The sequence below is a fragment of the Micromonospora sp. NPDC023814 genome, from assembly GCF_040639595.1.
GTDB lineage: Bacteria > Actinomycetota > Actinomycetes > Mycobacteriales > Micromonosporaceae > Micromonospora.
In genome coordinates this window covers 96,568-119,682 of record NZ_JBFAAF010000014.1, presented here as the reverse complement: position 1 = coordinate 119,682, position 23,115 = coordinate 96,568, and the positions used below count along the sequence as shown (strand labels likewise).

Sequence of the window (23,115 nt, the reverse complement as noted above, 5' to 3'; positions counted from 1 at the left end):
GGGCCGAGTGGAGCGGGCGACGAGCCGAGGTCGGCGGGTCACCGACGCCACCGGCCGCCGAGGCAGGCGAGCAGGGATTCGCGGCGCCGGGGCGAGGGACGGTCCACCGGTCGGATGACCGTTAGGCTGGCCCTTCCTGGCCGCGCCACCTGGAGAAACGCCCATGCCCGACAGCGTCTTCGCGCAGTTCACCGCCGACGACGACCAGCTGGCCGTCGCGTTGCTCGTGCAGCCGGCGATCAACGCCGCTCTGGTGCACAACCGGGTGCCGCTGATCCGCCACCTCACCCTGGCCAACCGGGGCACCGAGCCGTTGGCGGACGTGACGCTGACGCTGCAGCTGCTCGGCCCCGACGGCGCGCTCACCGAGCCGTGGACGCGTACGCTCACCGCGCCGCTGCGGCCCGGCGCGAGCACCGGCTGGGACGACTTCCGCAACGTCACACCCGACCGGGCGTTGCTCTACCGCACCGACGAGGCATTCCCGGTCGACTACCGCCTCACCGTCGAGGCAGGCGAAAAGCCAGCGCTACGGCTGGTCGCCCCGTCACGAGTGCTGGCGCACAACGAGTGGTTCAACAGCCCGGCCCTCTACGACAGCCTGGCCGCCTTCGTGCAACCGAACACCCGGGCAGTGGAGGCGGTGCTGCGGTCGGCGGCGCAGATCCTGCTCGCGCGTACCGGCTCCGGCTCCCTGCAGGGCTACCAGGAGGGCGCGGAGCGGGCGGCGCTGATCGCCGGCGCCGTGTACGAGGCGCTGCGCCAGGTCGAGATCACCTACCAGACGCTGCCGGCGTCGTTCGAGAACAGCGGCCAGAAGGTACGCACGACGGCGGCGGTGCTGGACGGGCGGCTCGGCAACTGCCTGGACCTGTCCGTCACCTACGCCGCGTGCCTGGAGGCGGCAGGGCTGCACCCGCTCATCTTCATCAGCGAGGGGCACGCCTTCGGCGGGTTCCTGCTGGCCGAGGAGAGGCTCGGGTCGGCCGCCGTGACCGAGACGAACCTGCTGATCTCGATGGTCGACTCGGGCCGGGCGGTGCCGGTCGAGCTGACCCGCATCGGGCCCGGCGCGCAATCAGCGACGTTCACCGACGCGGTACAGGTCGGGCTCGGCCACTTCCGGGGCGAGGTCCACCGCCTGCAGGGCGTCGTCGACGTCCACCTCGCCCACCGCTCCGGCATCCGGCCGCTGCCGTCGGCCGACGAGCTGGTCGCGCCCGCCCCGGTCGACACCGAGGCGGCACCCGACGCCACCGCGTCCCTCGACCTGCCGCCCGGCGTCGCCGCCGCGAAGCTGCGCCAGCTCGCCGACGAGAGCGACGAGGTGGCGCAGCCCTCCGACGGCTCGCCGGCGCGCGTCCAGCAGTGGCGCAAGTCCCTGCTGGACCTGAGCCTGCGCAACCCGCTGCTCAACCTGCCCAAGCGCGGCCGCGGTCTGGACCTGCACGTGCCGGCCGGCGCCCTCGCCCTGCTCGACGACCTCATCCACGACGGCCGCCAGGTGCAGGTCATCCCGCAGGACGACATCAGCCACGTCCACGAGCTGGCCGGCGCGCGCCGGGCGCAGGACCTCGACGCCGAGATCCTCACCCGGGAGCTGCGCACCGACCGCCGGGTCTACGGCGCGGTCACCGACGCCCGCTACAAGACCGTCATGCGGGCGCTGCAGCGCGAGGCGCGCACGATGGAGCAGGAGACCGGCAGCAACTACCTCTACCTGACCATCGGCACGCTGGTGCACACCAGGACGACCGGGGGAGAGGCGTACGCGCCGCTGTTCCTCCTGCCGGTACGCATCGAGGGCGGCACCGGCCGCCGCCCGTACGCGATGGTCATCGACGGCACCGAGGTGGCCAGCCCGAACCACTGCCTCATCGAGTGGCTGCGGGTCAAGCACGGCGTGCGGATCCCGGAGCTGGAGCAGCCGGTCCTCGACGAGCACGGCATCGACATCGCCAAGACCCTCGCCGCTATCAACACCGGGCTGGTCGACAACCGGCTGAACTACCGCATCGACGAGACCGCCAGCCTGCGGCTGCTGCAATTCTCCACCTTCCAGATGTGGCGGGACCTCGGCGACCACTGGCCCCGGTTCATGGAGAACCCGGTCGTCCGGCACCTGGTGGAGTCCTCCGGCGCCACCTTCGACGACCCGGCCCGCCCCAACCACCAGACGGACGTGGCCGTCAACGAGGCGGAGCTGCACCTGCCGATCCCCGCCGACGGCTCCCAGATGCAGGCCATCGTGATGGCCGAGCGCGGCCAGTCCTTCGTCCTGGAAGGCCCGCCCGGCACCGGCAAGTCGCAAACCATCACCAACATGATCGCCCGGGCGGTCGCCGCCGGCCGGTCGGTGCTGTTCGTCGCCGAGAAACAGGCCGCCCTCGACGTCGTCAAGCGCCGCCTCAAGCAGATCGGCCTCGGACCGTTCGCCCTGGACCTGCACGGGCGCAAGCAGTCCCTCAACGCGATCCGCCAGCAGCTCCGCGACGCCCTCGACCAGTACGACAACGGCGACGACGGCGACTGGACGGCCGTCGAGACGGCCTACCGGACCCGGCTGGCGCCGCTGGTCGAGTACCCGCAGCAGGTCCACACCGCCAACCCCGTCGGGATGTCACTCTGGTCGGCCTACGAGCAAGTCCTCGCCTACGGCGACGGCCCGACCGCCGCGATCCCGGTGAGCTACCTGCTCGCACCCGCCGAGATACGCGCCCAGGTGGAGCGGACCCTGCGCGAATTCCCGGCCGCCTCCCGCTCGGCGCGGATCCGACCCGAGCATCCCTGGGCGCTCAGCGGCTGCCGCACCCTCGACGGGCTGCACGGCGCGGCCGTCACCGAGATCGCCACCGAACTCGAACGTCTCCGCACCGACCTCGCCGCCCACCCGCACCTCGTCGGGCTGCTGCGGACGCTGCCCACCCCAGAGACCGTCACCGAGCTGCAGACCGGCGCCTGGCTCGCCGTACGCGGACTGCTGCCCGACCGGGACACCACCCTGCGCGCCGGCGACCGGCGGTGGGACGAGGCCGCAACCCGGCTCCAAGCGGAACTGGCCGCCTTCCACCAGAGCTTCGCCGGTGAGCTCGCCACCTTCCGGCCGGACGTGTACGCCCGCCCCGAACTGGCCGCCTGGCACGCCGAGGCGCAGGAGGCGGCAAAGAAGCTGTTCGGCAAACGCAAACGCCGCCAGGCCGTGGCCGACAAGCTGGCCGTTCACCTGGTCGCCGGCGCGACGGTCGACGTCGAGCACGTCGAGGTAACCACCGGACGCCTGGTCGCCGCGCAGGCGCAGGCCGCCGCGTTGCACCAGCACGCGATGACGCTGGGCGGCCTGCACCTGCCCGGGTGGCAGCCGACGAACCCGGACGCGCAGCAACGGCTGACCGAGGCGGTCGAGGCGACCCGGACCGGCCGAACGCTGCTGGCCCGGCACCCGCAGGCCTGGGACCTGTTCCAGCGCGGCATCACCGATGCCGAGGCGGCCCTCCTGGACCGGGTCGCCGCCCGGTGGCGGGCCTGGCGCGGAGTGCTGCGCTCCGCTGAACCGGAGCTGGCGCTGTGGGCCACCGGCTCGCACTGGGTCGACGCCTGGCACCGCGACGGCGCGACCTGGTTGCAGGACCTGCGCACCGAGGAGCTGTTCCCACTGCGCCGCTGGGCCACGGTCCTCACCCACACCGACGTGCTCGCCGCCGCCGAACTCGGCGACTACCGGGACCAGCTGCTGCGAGCCGAGGTGAACGGGCAGCTCGCCGAGGAGGCGTACCGACGCGGAGTCGCCGCTGCGTCCCTCGCCGAGCGGGTACGGGCCGGCGGCCTGCAGTACTTCGACCCGGAGCTACACGACGACGAAATCGCCCAGTTCGAAACGGCCGCCGGTGAGCTGCGGTCCGCGCTGCCCGAGCGCCTGCCCTCGGTGCTGGTTCGCCGCCGCCCGTTCAGCCCGACCGACCGGCGGGGTCGCTTCGCCGACTTCGCCGCGGAACTTCGCCGCAAGCGCGGCGGCAGATCCTTCCGAGAGCTGTTCGAGCTGTACCCGGACGCCGTGCTGGCGTTGACGCCGTGCGTGCTGGTCAGCCCCGCCTCGGCGGCGAACTTCCTGGCCCCCGGAAGCCAACGGTTCGACCTGGTCATCTTCGACGAGGCGTCGCAGATCCGCGTCGCCGAGGCAATCGGCGCGATGGGTCGCGGCAGCGCCGTGGTGGTCGTCGGCGACTCCCGCCAGATGCCGCCGACCAGCATCATGCAGGCCAGCCACACCGTCGACGACGTCAACGAGGGCGACGCCCCGGTGCCGGAGGACCTGGAGAGCATCCTCAGCGAGGCCGTCGAGTCGGGACTGCCGCAGCGGTGGCTGTCCTGGCACTACCGCAGCCACGACGAATCGCTGATCGCGTTCTCCAACCGCTACTACTACGACAACAAGCTTTCCAGCCTCCCGTCGCCCGGCGCCAGCAGCTCCGCCGGCATCACCTGGCGCCGCGTCAACGGCCAGTACGAGCGGGGCGGCTCGCGGACCAACGACGTGGAGGCGCGGGCGATCCTCGCGGACATCACCCGGCGCCTGCACGACCCGGCCACCGCCGGCCAGTCGATCGGCGTGGTCACCTTCAACATCCAGCAGCGCGACCTCATCCTCAACCTGCTGGAGGACAGCACCGACCCGATCATCCAGGAGCACCTCTCGGGCGCGGTTCCGGAGCCGATCTTCGTCAAGAACCTGGAAAACGTGCAGGGCGACGAGCGCGACGTGGTCCTGTTCTCGCTGGCGTTCTCCACCAACCCGGAGACCGGCCAGCTTCCGCTGAACTTCGGCCCGCTCAGCCAGGCCGGCGGTGAGCGGCGGCTCAACGTGGCCATCACCCGGGCCCGTCGACAGGTCGTGCTGTTCTCGTCGTTCGACCCGTCCGACATCGACCTGTCCCGAACCTCCGCCGTCGGCACCCAGCACCTGCGGGCGTACTGCGAGATGGCCGCCGTCGGCGCGGACCGCCTGGGCGACCTGGCCAGCGACCGGACCGAGCGGCGCAGCCGGATCCGCGACGAGGTCGCCTCGGCGCTTCGCGAGCACGGCTACGAGGTACGGACCTCGCACGGCCTGTCCGACTTCACCGTGGACATCGCCGTACGCCTGCCCGGGGCACCCCGCTGGCAGGTGGCCGTCATGCTCGACGGTCCCGACTGGAGCGCCCGCCCGACGGTTGCCGACCGAGACTCGGCGCCAGGGCTGCTCCGGTCGATCATGGGCTGGCCCGAGGTCGTCCGGTTCTGGTTGCCGGCGTGGATCCACGACCGGTCCGCGCTACTGCAACAGGTCGACGAGGCGATCGCGCGAGCCGACGCCGCGGACGCCGCCGTGCCCGAGCCGACGGAGGCCGTCGCGCCCCACGCCGAGGCCGAGGTGCCGTCCCCCCGAGCCGGCGAGGAGACCGAGCAGCCGCGCTCAGTCGAAGCGATCGGACGGCCGCGCTCCGCGGACGACGTCGAGCTGTCCCGTCCGCGAGTCGCGGAGGACACCGAGCCCTTAGCGGGCGCTTCGCCGGTACCCGTCACCGGCTTAGCCGCTCCACCTGCGCAGGCGCCCGTCGCGACGGTGCCGTCGACGGCCGCCGGCGCCATCGCGGTCAGCCCCTTCATCCCGTACGTCCCGACGCCGCTCGGTGACCAGAGCGACCTAGACCTGCTCGCCACCGACCAGCGGCTTCGCGATCTGGTCCGGGAGGCGCTCCGTGAAATCATCGCGGCCGAGGGACCGATCGAGCAGCACCGGCTCGCCCGTCTGGCCCTCGCCCGGTTCGGTTTCCTCCGCACCCGGGAGGACCGGCGCATCGCAGTGCTCGCACTCGTCGACGCCCGCCGGCTCTACGGCCACCCCACCGTGGGCCGGTATGCCTGGCCCGAGGGGACGGACCCGCAGTCCTACCGCGCGTACCGGGTCACCCAGGCGCGCAACGACAGGGCATTCGAGGAGATCCCGCCGGAGGAGGTGGCCAACGCGTTCGTGCACGTCCTGCAGGAGGTGCCGCGGCTGGAGGAGGATCGGCTGCTGCGCGCCGGGCTCGAGCGGCTCGGCTACCGGCGGCGCACCGACAAGATCGACAAGTTGCTCCGGTACGGTCTCCGGGTTGCCTTGACCAGCGGTCGTCTCCGGCACGACGAGGAGGGACGCCTGACGCTCGGGTGATCCGGCCCTGCCGCTACCAACGGTCGAGGGACCTATCCCAGGGTTATCGCGGATCCTTGCGGCCGCCGGCAGGGAAGTCCAGGGGTAGCCGTTGGTCCGGCCCGACACGGTCAAGCGGGACGTGCACCCCTACGCACCGGCGACGCCGTCAGTCCTTAACGTCCGCCGTCCCGACGGCGCGATCTGCTGGCGGGTGGCGCTGCAGCGGGAATCGGCCGTCGCTCGCCGACTGCACTACTGGCGCACCCATGACGGCTACGAGTTCTCCCGCGGTGCCGGTCACGACGACTACCGCCCCTGACCATCGGCACGCGCCGGCCACGGCGACCGCGCCCTCACGCTTCCTGCCCGGAGGCCGGCCGTGCGGCGATGGGTCGTTGACCCACCGGGGTGGCCAGGTCCATGGCGAGGGCGCTGGCGAGCACTGGGGGAAGGGGGATGCGGGCGGCTTGGCGTTCGGTGGCCCACTCGGAGCTGTCGGGGGACTCGCCCATGACGATGCCGAACCAGCGTTCGCGGTCCTTGACGACACGGAACATCTTCTCGTCGTGGGTGCCGCCGACGTACGGTTCGTAGACGACGACGGGCCGGCCGACCCGGGCGGCCTGGGAGCCGATGCGGTCGACGCGGCCGGTGCGCTGCTCCAGCGTGCTGGGGTTCCAGTCCAGGTCGTGGTGGATGACATGGCGGCAGGCGTGATGCAGATCAACGCCGGCCAGGCCACAACGACAGCGAGCGCTCCAGGGGAGCGCCCCGCACATCGACCGATATGGCCCGGCGAACGATACCGCCGCACGGGGAACGTGTATCCAATACCGCGTATGACTCGCGGCCACCTGCAAATCGTCGTCTGCGCCGCCGGCCCTGCCGCAGACGTGACCCAACTGATCACCACCGCGTCGCAGCAGTCGTGGACAACAGCGATCACCGCCACCCCCAGCGCCCACGATTTCATCGACACCGCTGCCCTGGAACGGCTGACCGGGCACCCGGTCCGGTCCACCTACCGGTCGTCCCCCGGCACCCGCCGCGCCCTACCCGCCGCGAACGCGCTCATCATCGCCCCCGTCACCTACAACTCCCTCAACAAGATCGCCCTCGGCATCGCCGACAACTACGCCATGACCACGATCGCCGAGCTGATCGACCGACAGGTGCCGACAGTGGTCGTCCCGTTCGTCAACGCCGCCCTGGCCGCCCGTGCGCCCTTCCAACGCGCCTTGGCCAGCCTCCGCAGCGAACGCGTACGGGTCTTCCTCGGGACCGACGACGGATGGGAGCCACACCCACCCGGCAGCGGCAACGATCGCCAGCGAGCCTTCCCCTGGACGGCGGCACTCGAAGCAGCGACCCGCTGGCCGGCAAGGCACCGGCCAGTAGCACCGATCGCAGCTGACTCCAAACGTGCGTAACGGTATTCAGGATGAGCCGACATTAGAACCCGAGGCCGATCAGCCGCCTGGCATCGCCGTCCCCGGGCAGCCTCCACAGGTTCCCGACCAGCACGCGCTCAGGTGCCAGGTCGGCAGCGGCTCACGCCCCAGGTCCGCCAGCAATTGCTCTTCACGCTCGGCGTCCTGAGCGATGACCAAGACCGCTCCCACCGGAACCGCCCGGTCGGTACGCCGATAGCCGGTCAGCACCCTACCAAGCCCCGACGACCGCCTCTCACGTTCACGGCAGCGTCGCCAACCGGTCCAGGATCGACGTGCACCAGGAACCGTAGGCACCGCCCGTCCTCCAGCCAGACGCCGTAGCCATCGGCCCGCAGGTGCGCCAAGTCGTGCTGGCGCAGCCACGCCGAGGTCTCCATGGTCGCCAGCCACTGGAACAGCTCGCACCGCCCCGGATAGCGCCGCGACACCTCAACCAACGGCAGGAACAGCAGGGCATCCGCCACGCCCGCAACCCGCCGGCCCAGCTGCAGAGGCACCGGCCGCCCCAACGCCGTCAGGTCGCGTACGGTCCTCCTCCGAGCGCTCGCGGCGCACCAGCCCCGCCTCATGCAGCCAGACCAGGTCCCGATGGGCCGTTAGCCTCGACACGTCACAGACCAGCGCCACATCCAGCGTCGCCGCCGAACCGTGCTGCGCCAGGAACGACAGGACCCGCCACCGCCGCGGAGACAACCGCCGCACGGCCACCTGATCAGCCATCAACCGATGATCCCTCCGGACATCGACGGCGGGTAGCCGTTCCGACGCCCACTACGGAACGTGACGCGGGCCCCGCCGAAGTACGCGGCCGCCAAGATGACCTGCACAGGCGCGCGGGTGGCATCGAGACCTGCGGAGCGAAGCGCTGGCATGCCCCACCGGGCAACCCCCACCCTCTAATCGGAGTTTCAAGGCGATTTTTGGAGATCACTGTTCAGCAAATCAGCCGAATGGGCGATCACAAGACCGTCGATAACGCGCATAGCGGTCAACCTCCTGTTGATCTCCGCAAGCCGCAACGCGCGAGAGTCGGCAAATCCAAACCCCGCATCAACCACCCAAGGTCGGGTCAATACCCAGACGCCCCTGGCACCGCACACCGTCACCCTCGGTCATATTTTGTGATCACCGACAGGGAACTCGGTCTCGATGACAGTGCCGGTCCTGTCAATCCCCTGTAATCGTGGAGGGCGTCGTTATGCGGCCTGGGCCTCCAGGGCGCGGGCCTCTGATCGTTCGTAGTCGATGGGGGTCGCCAGTCGCAAACGGAGTGCCGGCGACGCCGGTTGTAGAAGTCGGTGATCCAGGTGGCGATCTTCAGACGGGCTTCGGTGCGGGTGCGGAAGTGACGGCGGTGTACGTACTCGACCTTGATGGTGGAGAAGGCGGCCTCGGCGACGGCGTTGTCGAAGCACGACCCGACCCGCCCCATCGACTGGCGTACCTTCCATCGGGCGCAGGCTCGGGCGAAGTCGGCCGAGGTGTACTCACCCTCGCTGCCTCTGTCGCTGTGGAAGATCCGCCCGTCGACGTTGCCGCCGCGTGGTGCGTGACGCCACCACGTCCGGTCGGTTGGGTTCGGGCTGCCCCGGCGAGTGGGCTACTGGTAGTAGGGTGCTGGCCGCCTGACGACTTGGGGCGCACCGTGGCGGTGGCCGACGGGGTGGGCTGGTGTTCTGCCGGGGCGACGTGCTCTGGTGGTCCACCAGCGGGCGTACGGTGACGCCTGGCAGACCCTGACCTGCGCACCCTGACCTGAGCCGGGCGGTGCCCCCGCCCGGTCAGACGTTCACGTGGAAGTGCACCGCGAAGTAGCCGGTGTTCGCCGTGGAGTTGGACGCCTCCACGCCGACCCACCCGTGGAACGTCCCAGTGTCGCCGATCACCTGGAGCTGCGGCTTACGGTGTGAACCACCGGTGTAGCAGGTGCTCGACGTCAGGCAGGTGCACCAGTGCTCGTAGAAGTTCCGCCGGCCCGATCCCGCGAGGTAGTAGCGGATCGGGGAGGAGGTAGCGCCGTTCGGGCAGGACGAGCAGGTGGCGGTCGGGGGGCTGAGCCAGCTCAGGCAGTTCCCGTTGCATCGGGCGAACGACCGGAGGTCCATCCCGCTGGGGCCGGCGGCGCCGGTGCTTCCGCTGTAGCCGGCGTACCGGCCGGTGTACTGGGCCAGCGGGATGTTGCTGACCGGCGTGTACGCGTCGTTCGAGGCGGAACTGCCGAAGCCCCAGCCGACGGTGACCCCGTAGTTGGAGCTGACAAAGTCGAGCCGGGCCAGGTCGCTGGCGGGCTGGCTGACCGCCCAGGTTTCCTGGACGCCCCCGCTCCAGGTGATGGTGATGCTGTCACCGGAGTTGGTGTACGTGCCGCTCAGGGACTTCACGACGCCACCGGGCTGGAACCCGGCGGCCGTCCGCACCTCGCAGTCGTGGCCGGTGCAGCCGGTCGTCCGGACGCCCGTGCCGGCGGCCCCGACGACGGTGGCCCGGTTCCAGTACCAGAAGCTCTCGGTCACCGTGCCGTCGCCGAAGAAGTAGTAGGTCGCCAGCCGGACCCAGACCGGACCGGTGGCGGGCGCGCCGGCGGCGGGGATGGCCCCGAGCGCGACGCTGTAGATGCGCCGCCCGCCGGGGTAGTCCACCGCCTGCGCGGGCGCCGGCAGGACGACCGCTCCCATGGTCAGCGCCAGCAGCGCGGCGGCGAGATACCGCCAGGTGATCCTCCGTCGACGACCCATACGTCACTCCCCCTTATGACCGACCTGTCGACATATCGTATCTGATCGATACTGACCGGATGGTCCCGCGGCGCGGGACGCCCAGGGAAGCCGTGCCGGGTCAGGGGCCGAGCGGGTCGGGCCGACGTTCCAGGGAGGACTGGGGTCGCTGGCTGCGGAGCGCTGGCGCAGCTTCGCTCGCGACGGTGGTGTGGAGGATTTCCTGCCGCGCTCGACGAGCTGCTGTTCGACGCGCCAGACCCGTATCTCACTGCCGATGACCTGCTCGACCCGTCGGAGGGCCTCCGAACTGACGCGGCGCGGACACCGCCGACTTCTGGCGATGGCGGGATCGGGCGGCAGGATGCGCGGATGGCCGTGAACCTTCAGCTCTCCCGCGCCCGCGAACTGCCGGCCGGCGATCCGCTCGGGCGCGCCTGGGTGGGCTGGCGGGAGACCTCGACGGACGATGAGTTCTGGGAACTCAATCGGGGACCGTGGGCCCTCGCCGACCGTAGACAGCGAGCGGTTCGCCACCCTGTCGTTCGACGGCCGTGTTCAGGTGGTCGCGGAGATCAGTGGGCGGCATCGCTGCGACGATGACGGCAGGGTAAAGCGGAGGTATCCGGCATTGTGCTGCGCCCGGGCGACCCAGTGCACGACGCGCTGAAGGGCAGGCCGGTCCTGCGGCACCGCAACCGGGTCGGTTACTTCGACACCTCCGACCTGGACGGGCTGGCCGCGGCGGAGCGGGCCGGATTCGTGCGGCGGAAGCCCGTCACGATGATGGTCACCTGGAACCCGGAGAAGTGGAACCCGGGCGGTACCTGGGCAGACCAGACGTACCGCAGGAGGTCCGGGCCGTCGCCGACGGCGGGCTGTTACGCGGGCAGTGGGCCACCGGCGGGCGGACAGGCGGAATCGAGCCGGGCGACCGGTTCTTCTTCCTGCGCCAAGGCAGGGACGAGCGCATCGCAGCACGGCGCCGTCGCATCGACTTGTCGAAGCTCTCACCCTGCTCTTGGGTGATCGCGGCAACGGCGATGCGGAGCAGGTGTGCCGTATACCTACCTCCTGACCGGCCGACTGCTGGCCCGCTGATCTAGTGTCATGCCAGTTCAGCGGGCGTGGCATGTCAAAGGAGAGGGTGGGATAGCCTGCCTGCGGTGCCTCGAACGGCGTGACCGGAGGAGTCGATGCTGGGATGACGGCAGGGCGACCGATGCCCACACAGGACGACGTGCTCGGGTACTTCAACACGCTGTCGAACTGGGGACGGTGGGGCGACGACGACGAGCTCGGCACTCTGAACCACATCACCGACGACGTCCGGCTGGCGGCGGCGCGGGCCGTGCGCCACGGCAGGAGCGTGTCGTGTGCATGGGAGGTTGCCGTACCGGATGACATGGAGCGGTCGACGACGACTTGCCCGTGCGCCGCCGACATGCCGGGTGCCGAGGAGATGCCGGTGCCCGGATTCCGCGACGACCGGCGCTGGGGCTTTTCGTCCGAGCGGCTCGGCATCACGTTTCACGGCAATACCGTCACCCACGTCGACTCGCCGTGCCACATCTTCTGGGACGGCATGACGTACAACGGGCGGTCGCACTCGTTGGTCGATGCCGCGACGGGATCGGGGTGGGCGGCCGTCACGGCGGCGGCGAACGGGATCGTCACGCGTGGTGTCCTGCTGGACGTTGCGAGGGTCCGTGATGTGCCGTGGTTGGAACCGGGGCAGGGTGTGTTTCCCGACGATCTCGAGGAGGCCGAGCGTCGCCAGGGTGTGCGGGTGCGATCCGGCGATGCGGTACTTCTGCGGACCGGCTATGGCCGCGTCCGGCACGAGGCCGGTGAGGCTAGCGGGTTCACGCAGGCCGGCTGGCACGCGTCCTGCCTGCCGTGGCTGCATGAACGGGAGGTCGCGCTGATCGGCGCTGACACCCCCCAGGACGTTCAGCCGTCGGGGTACGAAGACGTGTTGATGCCGGTTCACGCCGTGAGCCTCGTCGCGATGGGTCTGTGGATGCTCGACAACTGCGACCTGGAGGTGTGCGCGACGACGGCTGCCGAGCTCGGCCAGTGGGACTTCCACCTCGCAGTCGCGCCGGTCCGCTTCGCCGGCACGTCCGGCAGCCCGGTCAACCCGATCGCCACATTCTGACCGCGGTTCACGAGGGGGTGCGATGCCATGAAGGACCCGGCCCGCACCTGGAACGCGGTCGTGGTCGGTGAGGACACGCCGTGCTGGTCGGGAACCACGCGGCACGAACTCATCAAGGCGTGCGGGGCGCACGCCTTGGCATACACCCCCGCAGAGCCGGCAGACACACACCGCCCGCCCGTGCCGGGGCCGGCTTCAACCCGCGGTGGGGGCGTCTGGCGGCGTTCTAGTCTGCTGGGAGCTCAGGAGAGTTGCAGCGCGAGAATGCCCGAGGCGAATCCCATTACCAGGGTGTTCGTCCACGGCGGCGAGGCACTCGATCTCGTGATGCAGCGGATGATGTGGTGCAAGGTACCGTCTACGGGATTTCACAAGCGGACGGCGTGCCGACGCGCAGCGCCCTTCGCCGGGCGAATGGCGTAGAGGATCGGGCGCCGGGGGATGGGGCACGCCTTGATCGGCCAGGTTCCCGCGGCGGCGGGGGTTGGTGCCGGTGCGCTGTATCACGGCACCTTCGCCGTTGATGGGCGTCGAGTGCGGGTCCCGACTGCGATGGGCAGCCCGCGGTTGTGGGCGCGGTCGGCGCGGGATCTGCCGTATCCGATCGAGCAGGTCCGCTCGGTCACCCTGCTGTGTGACGGTGGCCGCCATTTCTCGACGTCACCTCCGAGGTTCCTGTCACCGTCTACCCTCCCGGCGAGCAGCTGGATCCGGGCCGGGTGGCCGGGGTGGACCTGGGGATCATCAACCCGTACGCGGTCGCCGGCTCCGATGGCGAGGCTCTGTTGGTGTCGGCCGCCATGGCCGGCATCGGGGCCTACCGGGACGTGGAGACGGTCAAGCGCCTCGTGTTGGCCATGCGACTCCATCGCGCCAGCCACCACAGCTTGGACCTGTGGTGGACGGGGGCGACGGTGCTGACCGTGTCGGCCTGAGCATGGGCGGCTGACGGCGGGGCGGGCGCCTGATCACCAGGCGCAGGGCGCGTAGTCCTTCAGGAAGCAGCCGTACAGGTCTTCGCCCTGTTCGCCGCGGACGATCGGGTCGTAGACCCGGGCCGCGCCGTCGACCAGGTCCAGCGGGGCGTGGAAGCCGGCGTCCGCCAGCCGCATCTTCGTCGGGTGGGGCCGCTCGTCGGTGATCCAGCCGGTGTCGACGCTGGTCATGAGGATGCCGTCGGCCAGCATCTCCTGGGCGCTGGTCCGGGTCAGCATGTTCAACGCGGCCTTGGCCATGTTGGTGTGCGGGTGCCCCGGCCCCTTGTAGCCGCGGGAGAACTGGCCCTCCATCGCCGACACGTTCACTACGTACTTGCGGCGGGCGGTCGCTGCGGCCATCGCCGGTCGCAGCCGGCTGACCAGAACGAACGGCGCGGTCACGTTGCACAGCTGCACTTCGAGCAGCTCGACCGGGTCCACCTCGTGCACCCGCTGCACCCAGCTGTTGACCGGGTCGAGGTCCGGCACCAGACCGCCGGCGTCGATGGCGGTGGCGGCTGCGATCCGTTCCGGCGAGGCGGAGCCGCTGGTCAGCGCCAGCGCGGTCAGCGCGTGCGGGGGGATCGGGGCCGACTGCGGCGGGGCGGCCAGGCTGCCCGCCGGGTCGCCCGGGCCGGCCGGTTTGGCGAACGTGATCATCTCCGGCAGCGGGCCGTCCGGCAGGGCCGCCGCCTCCGCGGCGACGAGTTGCGCGTACGCCCCGGGCGTGCGGCGGACGGTCTGCGCCGCGTTGTTGATCAGGATGTCGAGGGGTCCCTGGCCGCTGACCGAATCAGCGAGGGCGATCACCTGGGCGGGGTCGCGCAGGTCGATCCCGACGATCCGCAGGCGGTGCAGCCAGTCCCCGCTGTCGGGCATCGCGGCGAATCGGCGGACCGCGTCGTGGGGAAACCGCGTGGTCACCGTGGTGTGCGCGCCGTCGCGCAGCAGCCGCAGCGCGATGTACATGCCGATCTTCGCCCGGCCGCCGGTGAGCAGCGCGCGCCGGCCGGTCAGGTCGGTGCGGGCGTTCCGGCGCTCCCGGTTGAGCGCGGCGCAGGGCGGGCAGAGCTGATGGTAGAAGGCGTCCACCTCGCGGTAGCGCTGCTTGCAGACGTAGCAGCCGCGCGGATTGTGCAGGATGCCGGCCGTGGCACCTACGGTGGGGGAGGTGAGCGGGATGCCCTGGGTCTCGTCGTCGATCCGGCCCGGGGCACCGGTGGCGGTGGCCGCCGTCACCGCGCGGTCGGCCGCCGCGATGGCATCCCGCCGTTCCTCGCGTCGCCGCTGCTTGATCACCTTGTAGAGTCTCGCGGTAGCCCGTTGCACCCGCACCACGTCGGGGTGGTCGGGAGGCAGGTCCTCCAACGCCTCGAAGACGCTGAGGCAGGTCTCCAGCCGGTCGCGGTCAATGCCGTATTGGCCGGTTTCCGTAATGTTGTCCGCCGTCATGCCGTCGCCGTCTCATCCCGTTTCCTGCGCCGGGTCTACCCGGCCCCACCCCAAGTCCGACCCGGAACTGTACGCACCGCACGACCTCCGACGCATCCCGCGTCTGCTCATCAGCCCAAGACCCGTCGAGGCCAACCTTGCCCCGGGTCTACCGAACAACGCATCTCCAGCCACGGAGAGTCCGGGGCGGCCTTGGGCACGCCAGTCGCGCCGCCACCGGAGTCGAATCCCGTAGCGCACGACGGCCTGCTCCTGTGCCGGCCACTACGGCAGCCTGGTCAAGCTGCTCGCCATGTACGCGACGCACACTCTGAAGGTTCTTCGCCGGCGAGATCATCCCGGAAGTTCCCTGGGCGCCTGTCTCTCGGCCCCCTCCGCCGGGCTTGACCAGAAGATCAAGAACGCCATTTGCGAAGATCAAGGCGCAGCACGGTGCCGACGAACGAAGACCGCGCCTGCCTACCAGAGGGTGCTGAAACCGGTCCTGGATGCGGCTGGACGCCCCCGGCGTCGACTTGGCGCCGGGGATGACTGCGGCTCGGCGAGCCTGAGTCCGAGGGCGAGCTCCTCCTGCCAACTCGTACGCCGAGAGCGGTGTCTGGCAGCTGCGGCCACCAGACCGAGCGCGAGCGGAACGACGATGGCAACCGCCAGCGAGCCCTCTGCGGTCAGGGTCCGCTTTCCGGCCACCATCACGTATGGCGGCTGGCTCACCACCAGCGGACCGGTACCCGCTGTGAAGTCGCCGCCGGGCATGGGTACCACGTGGACGTCGAAACTGCCGGTGTTGACGGCTGGAACTGCCAGGACAGCGACATGCTGCTGTCCGCGCCACCGGCGGAACTCTCCGGGCTACGTCCGCTGACCAGTCCTCGAGGTCGACGTAGATGCCGTCCAGGCTGGCGACGTTGTGGGACACCAGTCGCTCGGTCGGCGCGTCACCCGAGTTGACCCCGCGGGACTCAAGCGTCAACCTCTCACCGACGACCGTGTCGAGACCTGGACAGTACGACCGGCTACCGACGCTGGCATGGCCATTTACCGCCATGCCAGCGGGCGGTGGATGTCCGACAAGAAACGCCGACCACTCCCCAGCTCCTGGCCGACAGCCCCGCGATTCGCTCGCTATCAGGCCACGTATATGCGGGATGACCACACGAACCCGTTCCCGTCATGGCCTCGACCCCAGACAGGCGAGTTCGCATTCATTTTCGGTTGCTCAGGCGAAATCAGTTGGCGGGTTTGCCGAACCAGCGGGAGAGGTGGTCGTCCAGGTCCGGCTGATCGTCGCCGATCCAGGCGACGTGGCCGTCGGGGCGCAGCAGGAGGCACGGAACATCCAGTACCGCAGTGGGATCCCCGAGGTAATCGACCCGGTCCGACCAGCCGCCGACGGTCAGGCGTTCGGTGCGGTCCAGCAGCAGGCCGCGGCCGCGATGCAGCAGACCGTAGAGGTGGCCCTGTTTCACGTCGATGTCGCGCAGGCGGCGGCCGAGCAGGTCGGGGCCTGCGCCGAAGTCGTAGCGGATGCCGATCGCGGTGATCTTCTCGATCAGATAGCGGTTCACCTCGTCGAAGTCCATCAGTTCGGTGAGCAGCCTGCGCACGGCCTGCGGGCCCGGTTCGGTGGACAGCAGTTCCATCTGGGCGCGCGTGTCGTCCAGCACGTCCTCGGCGACCGGATGACGTTCGGCCTGGTAGGTGTCCAGCAGTGTTTCCGGCGCCCAGCCGCGGATCTGTGCGGCCAGTTTCCAGCCGAGGTTGAATGCGTCCTGAACGCCCAGGTTGAGGCCCTGTCCGCCGATGGGTGGATGGATGTGTGCCGCATCGCCGGCCAGCAGCACCCGCCCGACCCGATAGCGTTCGGCCAGCCGGGTGGCATCCCCGAAGCGGGACAACCAGCGCGGGGAGTGTACGCCGAAATCGGTTCCGGCGATGGTGCGCAACTGTTGTTTGAAATCCTCGAGGGTAGGCGGTTCCGCGCGATCACCGACTCCCGCGGCGGGGACGACGACGCTGTAGACTCCTTCACCGAAGGGCCGGAGCCAGAATCGCTGATGGGTCTCGTGGATTCCGATCACCTTGGCGGCGATCTCCTCCTGCGGCACACCCACTTCCATCTCGCCCATCAGCGTCTCGGTCCGCGAGGGCTCGCCGGGGAAGCCGACGCCGAGCAGTTTGCGCACCGTACTGCGCCCGCCGTCACAGCCGACGAGATAGCGCGAACGCAGCTGTTCCCCGTCGGCCAGCTCGACGGTCACACCGTCGTCGTCCTGCTCGAAATCGGCCACCGCACAACCGCGCCGGACCTGCGCACCCAGTTCGATCGCATGTTCTTCGAGCAGGTGAACGATGACCGGCTGCGGGATGCCCAGCAGATAGGCGTGCGCGGAATCCAGGCCCTCGGGCGCGGGTTTGTTGATGGCGGCGAAGAAGCCGCCGGCCGGACGCTGTCTTCCGCGTTCGAGAATGCGCTCCAGCAGCCCGCGCATTGCCATCAGCTCGATGCTGCGAATATGCAGACCGACTATGCGGACGAGCGACACGGGCTCGGTTTCCTTCTCCAGGACGAGTACCCGCACATCGTGCAGCCGCAGTTCAGCGGCCAGCGTCGCCCCAGTCGGCCCGCACCCGACAATGATCACGTCGAACATGAGGGGCGCGCGATCGGTGCCGGAGGCCGGAGACCGGAGTCCGGGAACGTCGACCACGGTGGAGTCGCGCTCGACCGCATCGGTCGACGACGGCTCGGCGGTGAACTGCGGAGAGTGCATAGGTGTTGCCTTTCGGGAGTGCCTTGTTGGCGAGGCGCTCCCGGCGACACCTACGTCAATCGCCCGACCGTGACGGGAAGGGGGAGAACCCACATCGATACAGCGTTCATGGGTCTCACCTCCTCGGGCGGTGTCACGGTCAGCTGCAAGCTACAAGCCCGAGCATCATCCCGTCGAGTCCTTTCCCAGCCACGTGATCACGACTCCAAGGGCCCGTGCGGCGCGATGCTGATCAGGGTTGCGACCGCCAGGCCATGGCTGATCTTTCCCCTTCGTGCGGTTGGCTTCTTCCGGGGTCAGCTCTTCAGATGAGCGGGCCGGTGGCGGGGATGTCTCCGGCGCGGAGCGCGGCATAGATGCTCCGGTCGGGCTCACTGCTGTTTGCCAAGCGCCGGCTGGGCAGGTCGTCTGTTCCGGCCCTTCCGAAGAGCGGATGGTGCCAGCGCAGGAGCTGCCCAGGTTCGGGGTGGTCGAGGTAGCGGGCGGCAAGCCAGTACCGCCGGTAGTCCGCATCGGCCTGGTCGGTGATTGCCTGCAGGTGAGTCAAGATCGCCCCCCGGCAAGCGTGCCGAAGTACCGGGGTCCGGCGCAATCGGCAGCCGTCCTCCGGCGATCGACCTCCCGGGCCATGTCGTACCGGGCGTCCGTATCTGCCGCCGAGCGGGTGCGCCCTGCCGGGCGTTCGTCACTGCCCCGGCCCTGTCCGGGTGCCTCCCTGGCGGTGACGTCTTGGCTGGCGTGAGCGGACGTTGTTGGCGACGTTGGTCATCGGGGGCTGCTATCCGAAGAGGGTGGGCGGTCTTGTGAACGCATGGTCGCGGGGCGCCAGGCGGTAGCGTGGTCCGGCCGCCCGGAGCACCACGTCGAGGACCTGGTCGGGGTTGGCGGCGTAGCTTGTGCTGAACCAGGCCATGTTCGCCTCCACCACGGCCCAGTGTTCGTCGCCGCGGTCGGCGTTGCTGGCCAAACCGACGTCGACGACGACGGCGCTGGGCAGGCTGTCAGCGCAGGCGTCGAGCAGGCTGGCGGCGAAGTCGAGCACGGCGGCGCGGTGCGGGCAGGCGTCGAGCCGGGCCGGGTCGAGCCGGCCGTTGATGGCGTAACGGCTGGCGGCGTGCACTGTGCCGTCGAGGACGAACAGCCGGTACTCCACCAGGAACGTCACGATCTCGCTGACCAGCACTGGAGTGTCGGCGGGGTAGCGATCGGCACGGGGTAGCCGGGAGCCGTCGGCGTAGACGCCGGCCGTCAGGGTTTTGTCTCGGGGCGGCTTGACGAACATCGGCGTACGGGACCAGCGTGCGTCGCCGAGAGTGGTGAGGGTGATGTCGCGGTGGGTGTACTCGTACGGCAGCTGCACCAGCCAGTCGTCGGCTGGTTCGAGCATTGCCAGGTCGAGGTCCGGGGCGACGGCAGCAGCAAAGGTCGGTCCACCGTAGAGGTGCCCACCCCGGGCCCGCCGCAGCTGAGCTGGTACTGACGGGTTGGGCAGCTGCTCCACTGCCAGGCCCCGCCGCCGGGCCGATTCAGCAAGCAGCTCGGCGGTCCTGTCGAGGCGCGGCGGCAGCACCAGAAAGTCAGCGACGGGGACGGCGATGGTCATGACCGACGATTCTGAGGATCCGCCACGTTGCCGTCGCCTGATTATCCTCGCCGCGCCCGATGGGAGGGGCGCGGTGCCACCCTCGCACCGCCCACCGAGCGAGCGTCTTGAGGCGTCGCGGCACACGATGGCTCCTGGACACCAGTTCCATCCTCATCTGGCCGCCGACAGCGTCGGAGACGACCGGATCTGTCGAATCGAGTGCACCGACCGCGTCACGTCGCCTTGTTTGAGCGGACACTCGCTCGCGATCACGCCGCTGTCATCCTCCAGATGTGCCCGGCTGCTCGATCGTGTTCAGTCTTCGCCGTAGGAGATCCCGTTCGGGTGCGGTGCCGGCCAGGTCGAGCGCCTTCCGGTAGGCAACGGCCGCCTCGGCGTGGCGGCCAGCCCGGTGCAACAGGTCGGCCCGGGCGACCGTGTAGGGATGGTAGCCGCGCAGCAGCGCCTCGCCGGCCAGCTCGTCCAGCAGCACCAGGCCCGCCTGCGGGCCGTCGCGCATCGCCACGGCCACTGCCCGATTCACCGCGACGATCGGGGACTCGGTCAGTGCCAGCAGCACGTCGTAGAGCGCCACGATCTGTGGCCAGTCGGTGGTAGCCACGTCGGCCGCCTCGTTGTGCAGCGCGGCGATCGCCGCCTGCACCCCGTACCGGCCGGGCGGCCCGCCGGTCAACGCGACCCGGACCAGCCCGATCCCTTCCTCGATCATGGCGCGGTCCCAGCGGCCGCGGTCCTGATCGTCGAGCAGGACCAGTTCGCCGTCCGGCCCGGTGCGCGCGTCGCGTCGGGCATGGATGAGCAGCATCAGGGCGAGCAGCCCGGCCACCTCACGCTCGGCGGGTAGCAGCTGGCGCAGTATCCGGGCCAGCCGGATGGCCTCCTCGGCGAGAGCGATCCGTTGCAGCTGCGGGCCCGCGCTCGCCGCGTACCCCTCGGTGAAGATCGAGTACACCGCTTGCAGGACCCCCGGCAATCGCTGCGGCAACTCGTCCGCGGACGGCACCCGGAACGGGATCCGCGCTTGTCTGATCTTCTTCTTCGCCCGCGTGATCCGCTTGGCCGTCGTCTCCGCCGGCACCAGGAACGCCCGCGCCACCTCGGCGGTGGTCAACCCGGCAAGGAAGCGCAGCGTCAGCGCGCCGCGGTCCTCGGCTGCCAGCGCCGGGTGCGCGCAGGTGAAGAACAGAAGCAGTCGCTCGTCCGGCAGGTCACCGCCCGCGTCCGGGGCCGGGACGGGGCCGGCCCGATCCGCCTCCACCTGGAGGATGGCCAGCCGCGCCGCGTACGCCTGGTCGCGGCGCAACCGGTCGATCGCCCGGCGCCGGGCCGTGGTCATCAGCCACGCTCCCGGCCGGGGCGGAACCCCGTCGACCGGCCAGGACGCCAGCGCTGCCTCGACCGCCTCGGAGGTGACCTCCTCCGCCAGGTCCAGGTCTCCGAAGCGGCGGACCAGGGCGGCCAGCAGCCGGCCGCGTTCCTCGCGGAACACCGCCGCCACCAACGCCACCGGCGTCTCGTGTGACGCCGCCGGTGCATTGTCCGGCGCTCCGGCGCCGGCCGCCCGTCCGTCCATCGTGGTCAGATCCCGAACTCGGCCACCGGCCGGATCACGACCGAGCCGTCGCCGCGGGCGCCGGGGCAGCGGGCGGCCCAGTCCAACGCGGCATCGAGATCCGGCACGTCGATCACGTAGAAGCCGCCGAGCACCTCGCGCGTCTCGGCGAACGGCCCGTCGGTCACGACCCGCTGGCCGTCCGACTCGACCCGCACCGCCGTGGCGGTCACCAGGTCGGCCAGCGACTCCCCGGAGACGAAGATGCCGGCGTCCTTGACCTCCTTGTCGTACGCGATCCAGTCCTCGACCGTGCAGTCGGTGTTCACGCCGTTCTCGTCCACCGCACCAGCGTTGATCAGCAGCATGTACTTCATGGTCTGTCTCCTGTCCGTCGTTGCCCTCGTGCGGCGGGGCCGCACGGAATCTCTACGGACGGGACCCCGCCAGATGGACATCCTCGCTAGAAATAATCCACGACGGACCCTCCGCCGAATTCGCATCCCCGCAGCGAAGGGCGCCCCGGCGTTGTGGGTACGCCTGGCCCGGGAGATCCCGCATCCGGTCGAGCAGGTCCGCTCGATCACCCTGCTGTGCGAGGGCGGCCGGCTGTTCCTCGGCCACACCACCACCGGAACCCGGTGAACGTTAGGGGACACGGCACCAACGCGTTCGCTTGGTTTCTGCGGTTTTGACCGGTTTGGCCAAGCCGGCTGTCACAGTTCGTGGGATCAAATCGATCGGCATCTTGACGGGTGGGGCCGGATGTGACGTAGTTGATCGAGCGGTTCGAATCGATATCGGCCGGCCCGCTACGGTCTGTGACGTCTAGGAGGCTTGTCCGTGTCTTTGTCTCGCCGCCAGTTCCTGTCCCGCTCGGCCGGAGCCGGTCTCGCCGTCGCCGTGGCCGGTTCGGTCGACGCCCTGTTCACCGCCGCACCCGCGCTGGGGGTGTCCGGCCCGGAGGTCGGGTACGGTCCGCTCGTGCCTGACCCGGCCGGCATGCTCGACCTGCCGGTGGGCTTCCGCTACACGGTGCTGTCACGCGAAGGCACCGTCCGGCCGGACGGTGGCATCGTGCCGAGCCGGTTCGACGGTATGGGTTCCTTCGCCGACAAGGCGCGCGGCACCCGCCTGGTCCGCAACCATGAGTGCTCCCCGACCGCGAAGATCACGCTCGTGGCTCCGCCGGAACGTACGTACGACCCGGCCGCCGGGGGCGGGACCAGCACGCTCGCCGTCGACGCGTCGAACCGTGCCGTCTCCGAGCACGTCAGCCTGGGCGGCACGGCCATCAACTGCTCCGGCGGTCGGACGCCGTGGCACACCTGGCTGACCTGCGAGGAGACCGAAGACAAGGCGGGTGCCCGCGGGTACACGAAGGACCACGGGTTCATCTTCGAGGTTGACCCGTACGACGATGCTCGCAACACCGATCCGACACCGCTGACCGCGATGGGCCGGTTCCAGCACGAGGCGGTCGCGGTCGACCCGCACACCGGCATCGTCTACGAGACCGAGGACGCGTTCGTGGCACCGCTGGGCAGCTTCTATCGCTTCCTACCGAACCGGCCGCTCGGCGGCCACGGGAGCCTGCGGGCAGGCGGCGTGCTGCAGGCGCTGCACGTCCCGGACCTGCCGGACCTGTCGGTGGTGACCGAGGCGGGCACCTCCTTCTCCGGCGTCGAGTGGCTTGACGTGCCGGACCCGCTGGCGACGACGGAGTCGGTCCGTGCCCAGGACTACGTCAAGCCGATCACCGGTGGGTACAAGATCGAGGGCGCCTGGTGGGGGGAGAAGGACGCCTGCGCCTACTTCGTCTCGTCGTTCGCCCGGCGTGAGCTGGGCTCGGCCCGCGACCACGACGGCCAGGTCTGGCGGTACGACCCCCGAGGCAACACGTTGCGCCTGGAGACCATCTTCACCCGTCCCACCCCGGCACCCGAGGACCCGGAGTTCGACTCCCCGGACAACATCTGCATGTCCCCGTACGGGGGCCTGATGATGTGCGAGGACGGGATCGGGGACCAGCACATCCTTGGCACGACCGCCGACGGCGAGGTGTTCGTCTTCGCCCGTAACCGGGTCAACGTCGGCACCGCCGGGGACCCGGAGTACGGCGAGCTGGCCGGCGCGACGTTCTCCGCCGACGGTCGGACCATGTTCTTCAACGTCTACAACCCGGGCATCACGTACGCCGTCACCGGCCCCTGGAACCGCCGCCAGGGCTGATCCCGCAGCCGCCCTGCGGTG

The 23,115-nt window shown here is 70.1% G+C and carries 19 protein-coding genes; 8 read left to right on the top strand and 11 right to left on the bottom strand.

Annotated features, from left to right (window positions below):
• The first annotated feature begins 163 nt into the window (after positions 1-163).
• Positions 164-6,190, top strand: a complete 6,027-nt coding sequence (locus AB0G14_RS10725; RefSeq protein ID WP_357695934.1) for a DUF4011 domain-containing protein — start codon at positions 164-166, stop codon at positions 6,188-6,190.
• Between the two features lie 91 nt (positions 6,191-6,281).
• The gene (locus AB0G14_RS10720; protein ID WP_357695932.1) at positions 6,282-6,491 is read left to right on the top strand and encodes a hypothetical protein; all 210 of its coding nucleotides are present in this window, start codon (positions 6,282-6,284) and stop codon (positions 6,489-6,491) included.
• 34 nt (positions 6,492-6,525) lie between these two features.
• On the opposite strand, the gene AB0G14_RS10715 is transcribed toward AB0G14_RS10720, so the two are convergent.
• Complete coding sequence (locus tag AB0G14_RS10715; protein ID WP_357695930.1) at positions 6,526-6,951, bottom strand: C-terminal helicase domain-containing protein; 426 nt, start codon at positions 6,949-6,951, stop codon at positions 6,526-6,528.
• Positions 6,952-7,011: 60 nt separating this feature from the next.
• Between AB0G14_RS10715 and AB0G14_RS10710 the strand changes: the two genes are divergently transcribed.
• Positions 7,012-7,602: a flavoprotein gene (locus AB0G14_RS10710; RefSeq protein WP_357695928.1), complete on the top strand. Its 591-nt coding sequence runs from the start codon at positions 7,012-7,014 to the stop codon at positions 7,600-7,602.
• Positions 7,603-7,826: 224 nt separating this feature from the next.
• On the opposite strand, the gene AB0G14_RS10705 is transcribed toward AB0G14_RS10710, so the two are convergent.
• The 3 genes from AB0G14_RS10705 to AB0G14_RS10695 all read right to left on the bottom strand — a co-directional run bounded on the left by AB0G14_RS10705 (position 7,827) and on the right by AB0G14_RS10695 (position 9,058).
• Positions 7,827-8,090 (bottom strand): hypothetical protein, encoded by a 264-nt coding sequence (locus AB0G14_RS10705; protein ID WP_357695958.1) that lies wholly within the window; start codon positions 8,088-8,090, stop codon positions 7,827-7,829.
• Complete coding sequence (locus AB0G14_RS10700; protein ID WP_357695926.1) at positions 8,056-8,346, bottom strand: DeoR family transcriptional regulator; 291 nt, start codon at positions 8,344-8,346, stop codon at positions 8,056-8,058. The genes AB0G14_RS10705 and AB0G14_RS10700 overlap by 35 nt, the downstream gene beginning before the upstream one ends.
• A 382-nt stretch (positions 8,347-8,728) precedes the next feature.
• Complete coding sequence (locus AB0G14_RS10695) at positions 8,729-9,058, bottom strand: integrase core domain-containing protein (RefSeq protein ID WP_357695924.1); 330 nt, start codon at positions 9,056-9,058, stop codon at positions 8,729-8,731.
• On the opposite strand from AB0G14_RS10695, the gene AB0G14_RS10690 reads away from it, so the two are divergent.
• Entirely contained in the window at positions 9,000-9,179 is a 180-nt protein-coding gene (locus tag AB0G14_RS10690) for a hypothetical protein (protein ID WP_357695956.1), read from the top strand. The two genes, AB0G14_RS10695 and AB0G14_RS10690, sit on opposite strands and share 59 nt — an antisense overlap.
• A 228-nt stretch (positions 9,180-9,407) precedes the next feature.
• Here the strand turns inward: AB0G14_RS10690 and AB0G14_RS10685 are convergent, their stop codons facing one another.
• Positions 9,408-10,361 carry a hypothetical protein gene (locus AB0G14_RS10685; RefSeq protein WP_357695922.1) on the bottom strand — a complete coding sequence of 318 codons (954 nt, stop codon included), beginning with the start codon at positions 10,359-10,361 and terminating at the stop codon, positions 9,408-9,410.
• Between the two features lie 1,219 nt (positions 10,362-11,580).
• Here AB0G14_RS10685 and AB0G14_RS10680 point away from each other — a divergent pair.
• Complete coding sequence (locus AB0G14_RS10680) at positions 11,581-12,501, top strand: cyclase family protein (protein WP_357695920.1); 921 nt, start codon at positions 11,581-11,583, stop codon at positions 12,499-12,501.
• Positions 12,502-13,229: 728 nt separating this feature from the next.
• A complete protein-coding gene (locus AB0G14_RS10675) occupies positions 13,230-13,436 on the top strand; it encodes a hypothetical protein (RefSeq protein WP_357695918.1) in 207 nt (68 codons plus the stop codon).
• A 33-nt stretch (positions 13,437-13,469) separates the two neighbouring features.
• Here AB0G14_RS10675 and AB0G14_RS10670 read toward each other — a convergent pair whose 3' ends face one another.
• The 6 genes from AB0G14_RS10670 to AB0G14_RS10645 form a co-directional block, all read right to left on the bottom strand.
• Positions 13,470-14,930: an SDR family NAD(P)-dependent oxidoreductase gene (locus AB0G14_RS10670; protein ID WP_357695916.1), complete on the bottom strand. Its 1,461-nt coding sequence runs from the start codon at positions 14,928-14,930 to the stop codon at positions 13,470-13,472.
• A 1,229-nt stretch (positions 14,931-16,159) separates the two neighbouring features.
• Positions 16,160-17,584 carry a rifampin monooxygenase gene (gene rox / locus AB0G14_RS10665; RefSeq protein WP_357695954.1) on the bottom strand — a complete coding sequence of 475 codons (1,425 nt, stop codon included), beginning with the start codon at positions 17,582-17,584 and terminating at the stop codon, positions 16,160-16,162.
• Between the two features lie 424 nt (positions 17,585-18,008).
• A complete protein-coding gene (locus tag AB0G14_RS10660) occupies positions 18,009-18,251 on the bottom strand; it encodes a hypothetical protein (RefSeq protein ID WP_357695914.1) in 243 nt (80 codons plus the stop codon).
• A gap of 231 nt (positions 18,252-18,482) precedes the next feature.
• Positions 18,483-19,307: an ATP-grasp domain-containing protein gene (locus AB0G14_RS10655; protein ID WP_357695912.1), complete on the bottom strand. Its 825-nt coding sequence runs from the start codon at positions 19,305-19,307 to the stop codon at positions 18,483-18,485.
• A 262-nt stretch (positions 19,308-19,569) separates the two neighbouring features.
• Positions 19,570-20,817, bottom strand: a complete 1,248-nt coding sequence (locus AB0G14_RS10650) for a DUF6596 domain-containing protein (RefSeq protein WP_357695910.1) — start codon at positions 20,815-20,817, stop codon at positions 19,570-19,572.
• Positions 20,818-20,888: 71 nt separating this feature from the next.
• Positions 20,889-21,239, bottom strand: coding sequence for a YciI family protein (locus AB0G14_RS10645; RefSeq protein WP_357695908.1), 351 nt, complete (start codon positions 21,237-21,239; stop codon positions 20,889-20,891).
• Positions 21,240-21,312: 73 nt separating this feature from the next.
• On the opposite strand from AB0G14_RS10645, the gene AB0G14_RS10640 reads away from it, so the two are divergent.
• Positions 21,313-21,507: a hypothetical protein gene (locus tag AB0G14_RS10640; RefSeq protein WP_357695906.1), complete on the top strand. Its 195-nt coding sequence runs from the start codon at positions 21,313-21,315 to the stop codon at positions 21,505-21,507.
• Between the two features lie 198 nt (positions 21,508-21,705).
• Positions 21,706-23,094: an alkaline phosphatase PhoX gene (locus AB0G14_RS10635; protein ID WP_357695904.1), complete on the top strand. Its 1,389-nt coding sequence runs from the start codon at positions 21,706-21,708 to the stop codon at positions 23,092-23,094.
• Positions 23,095-23,115: the final 21 nt, after the last annotated feature.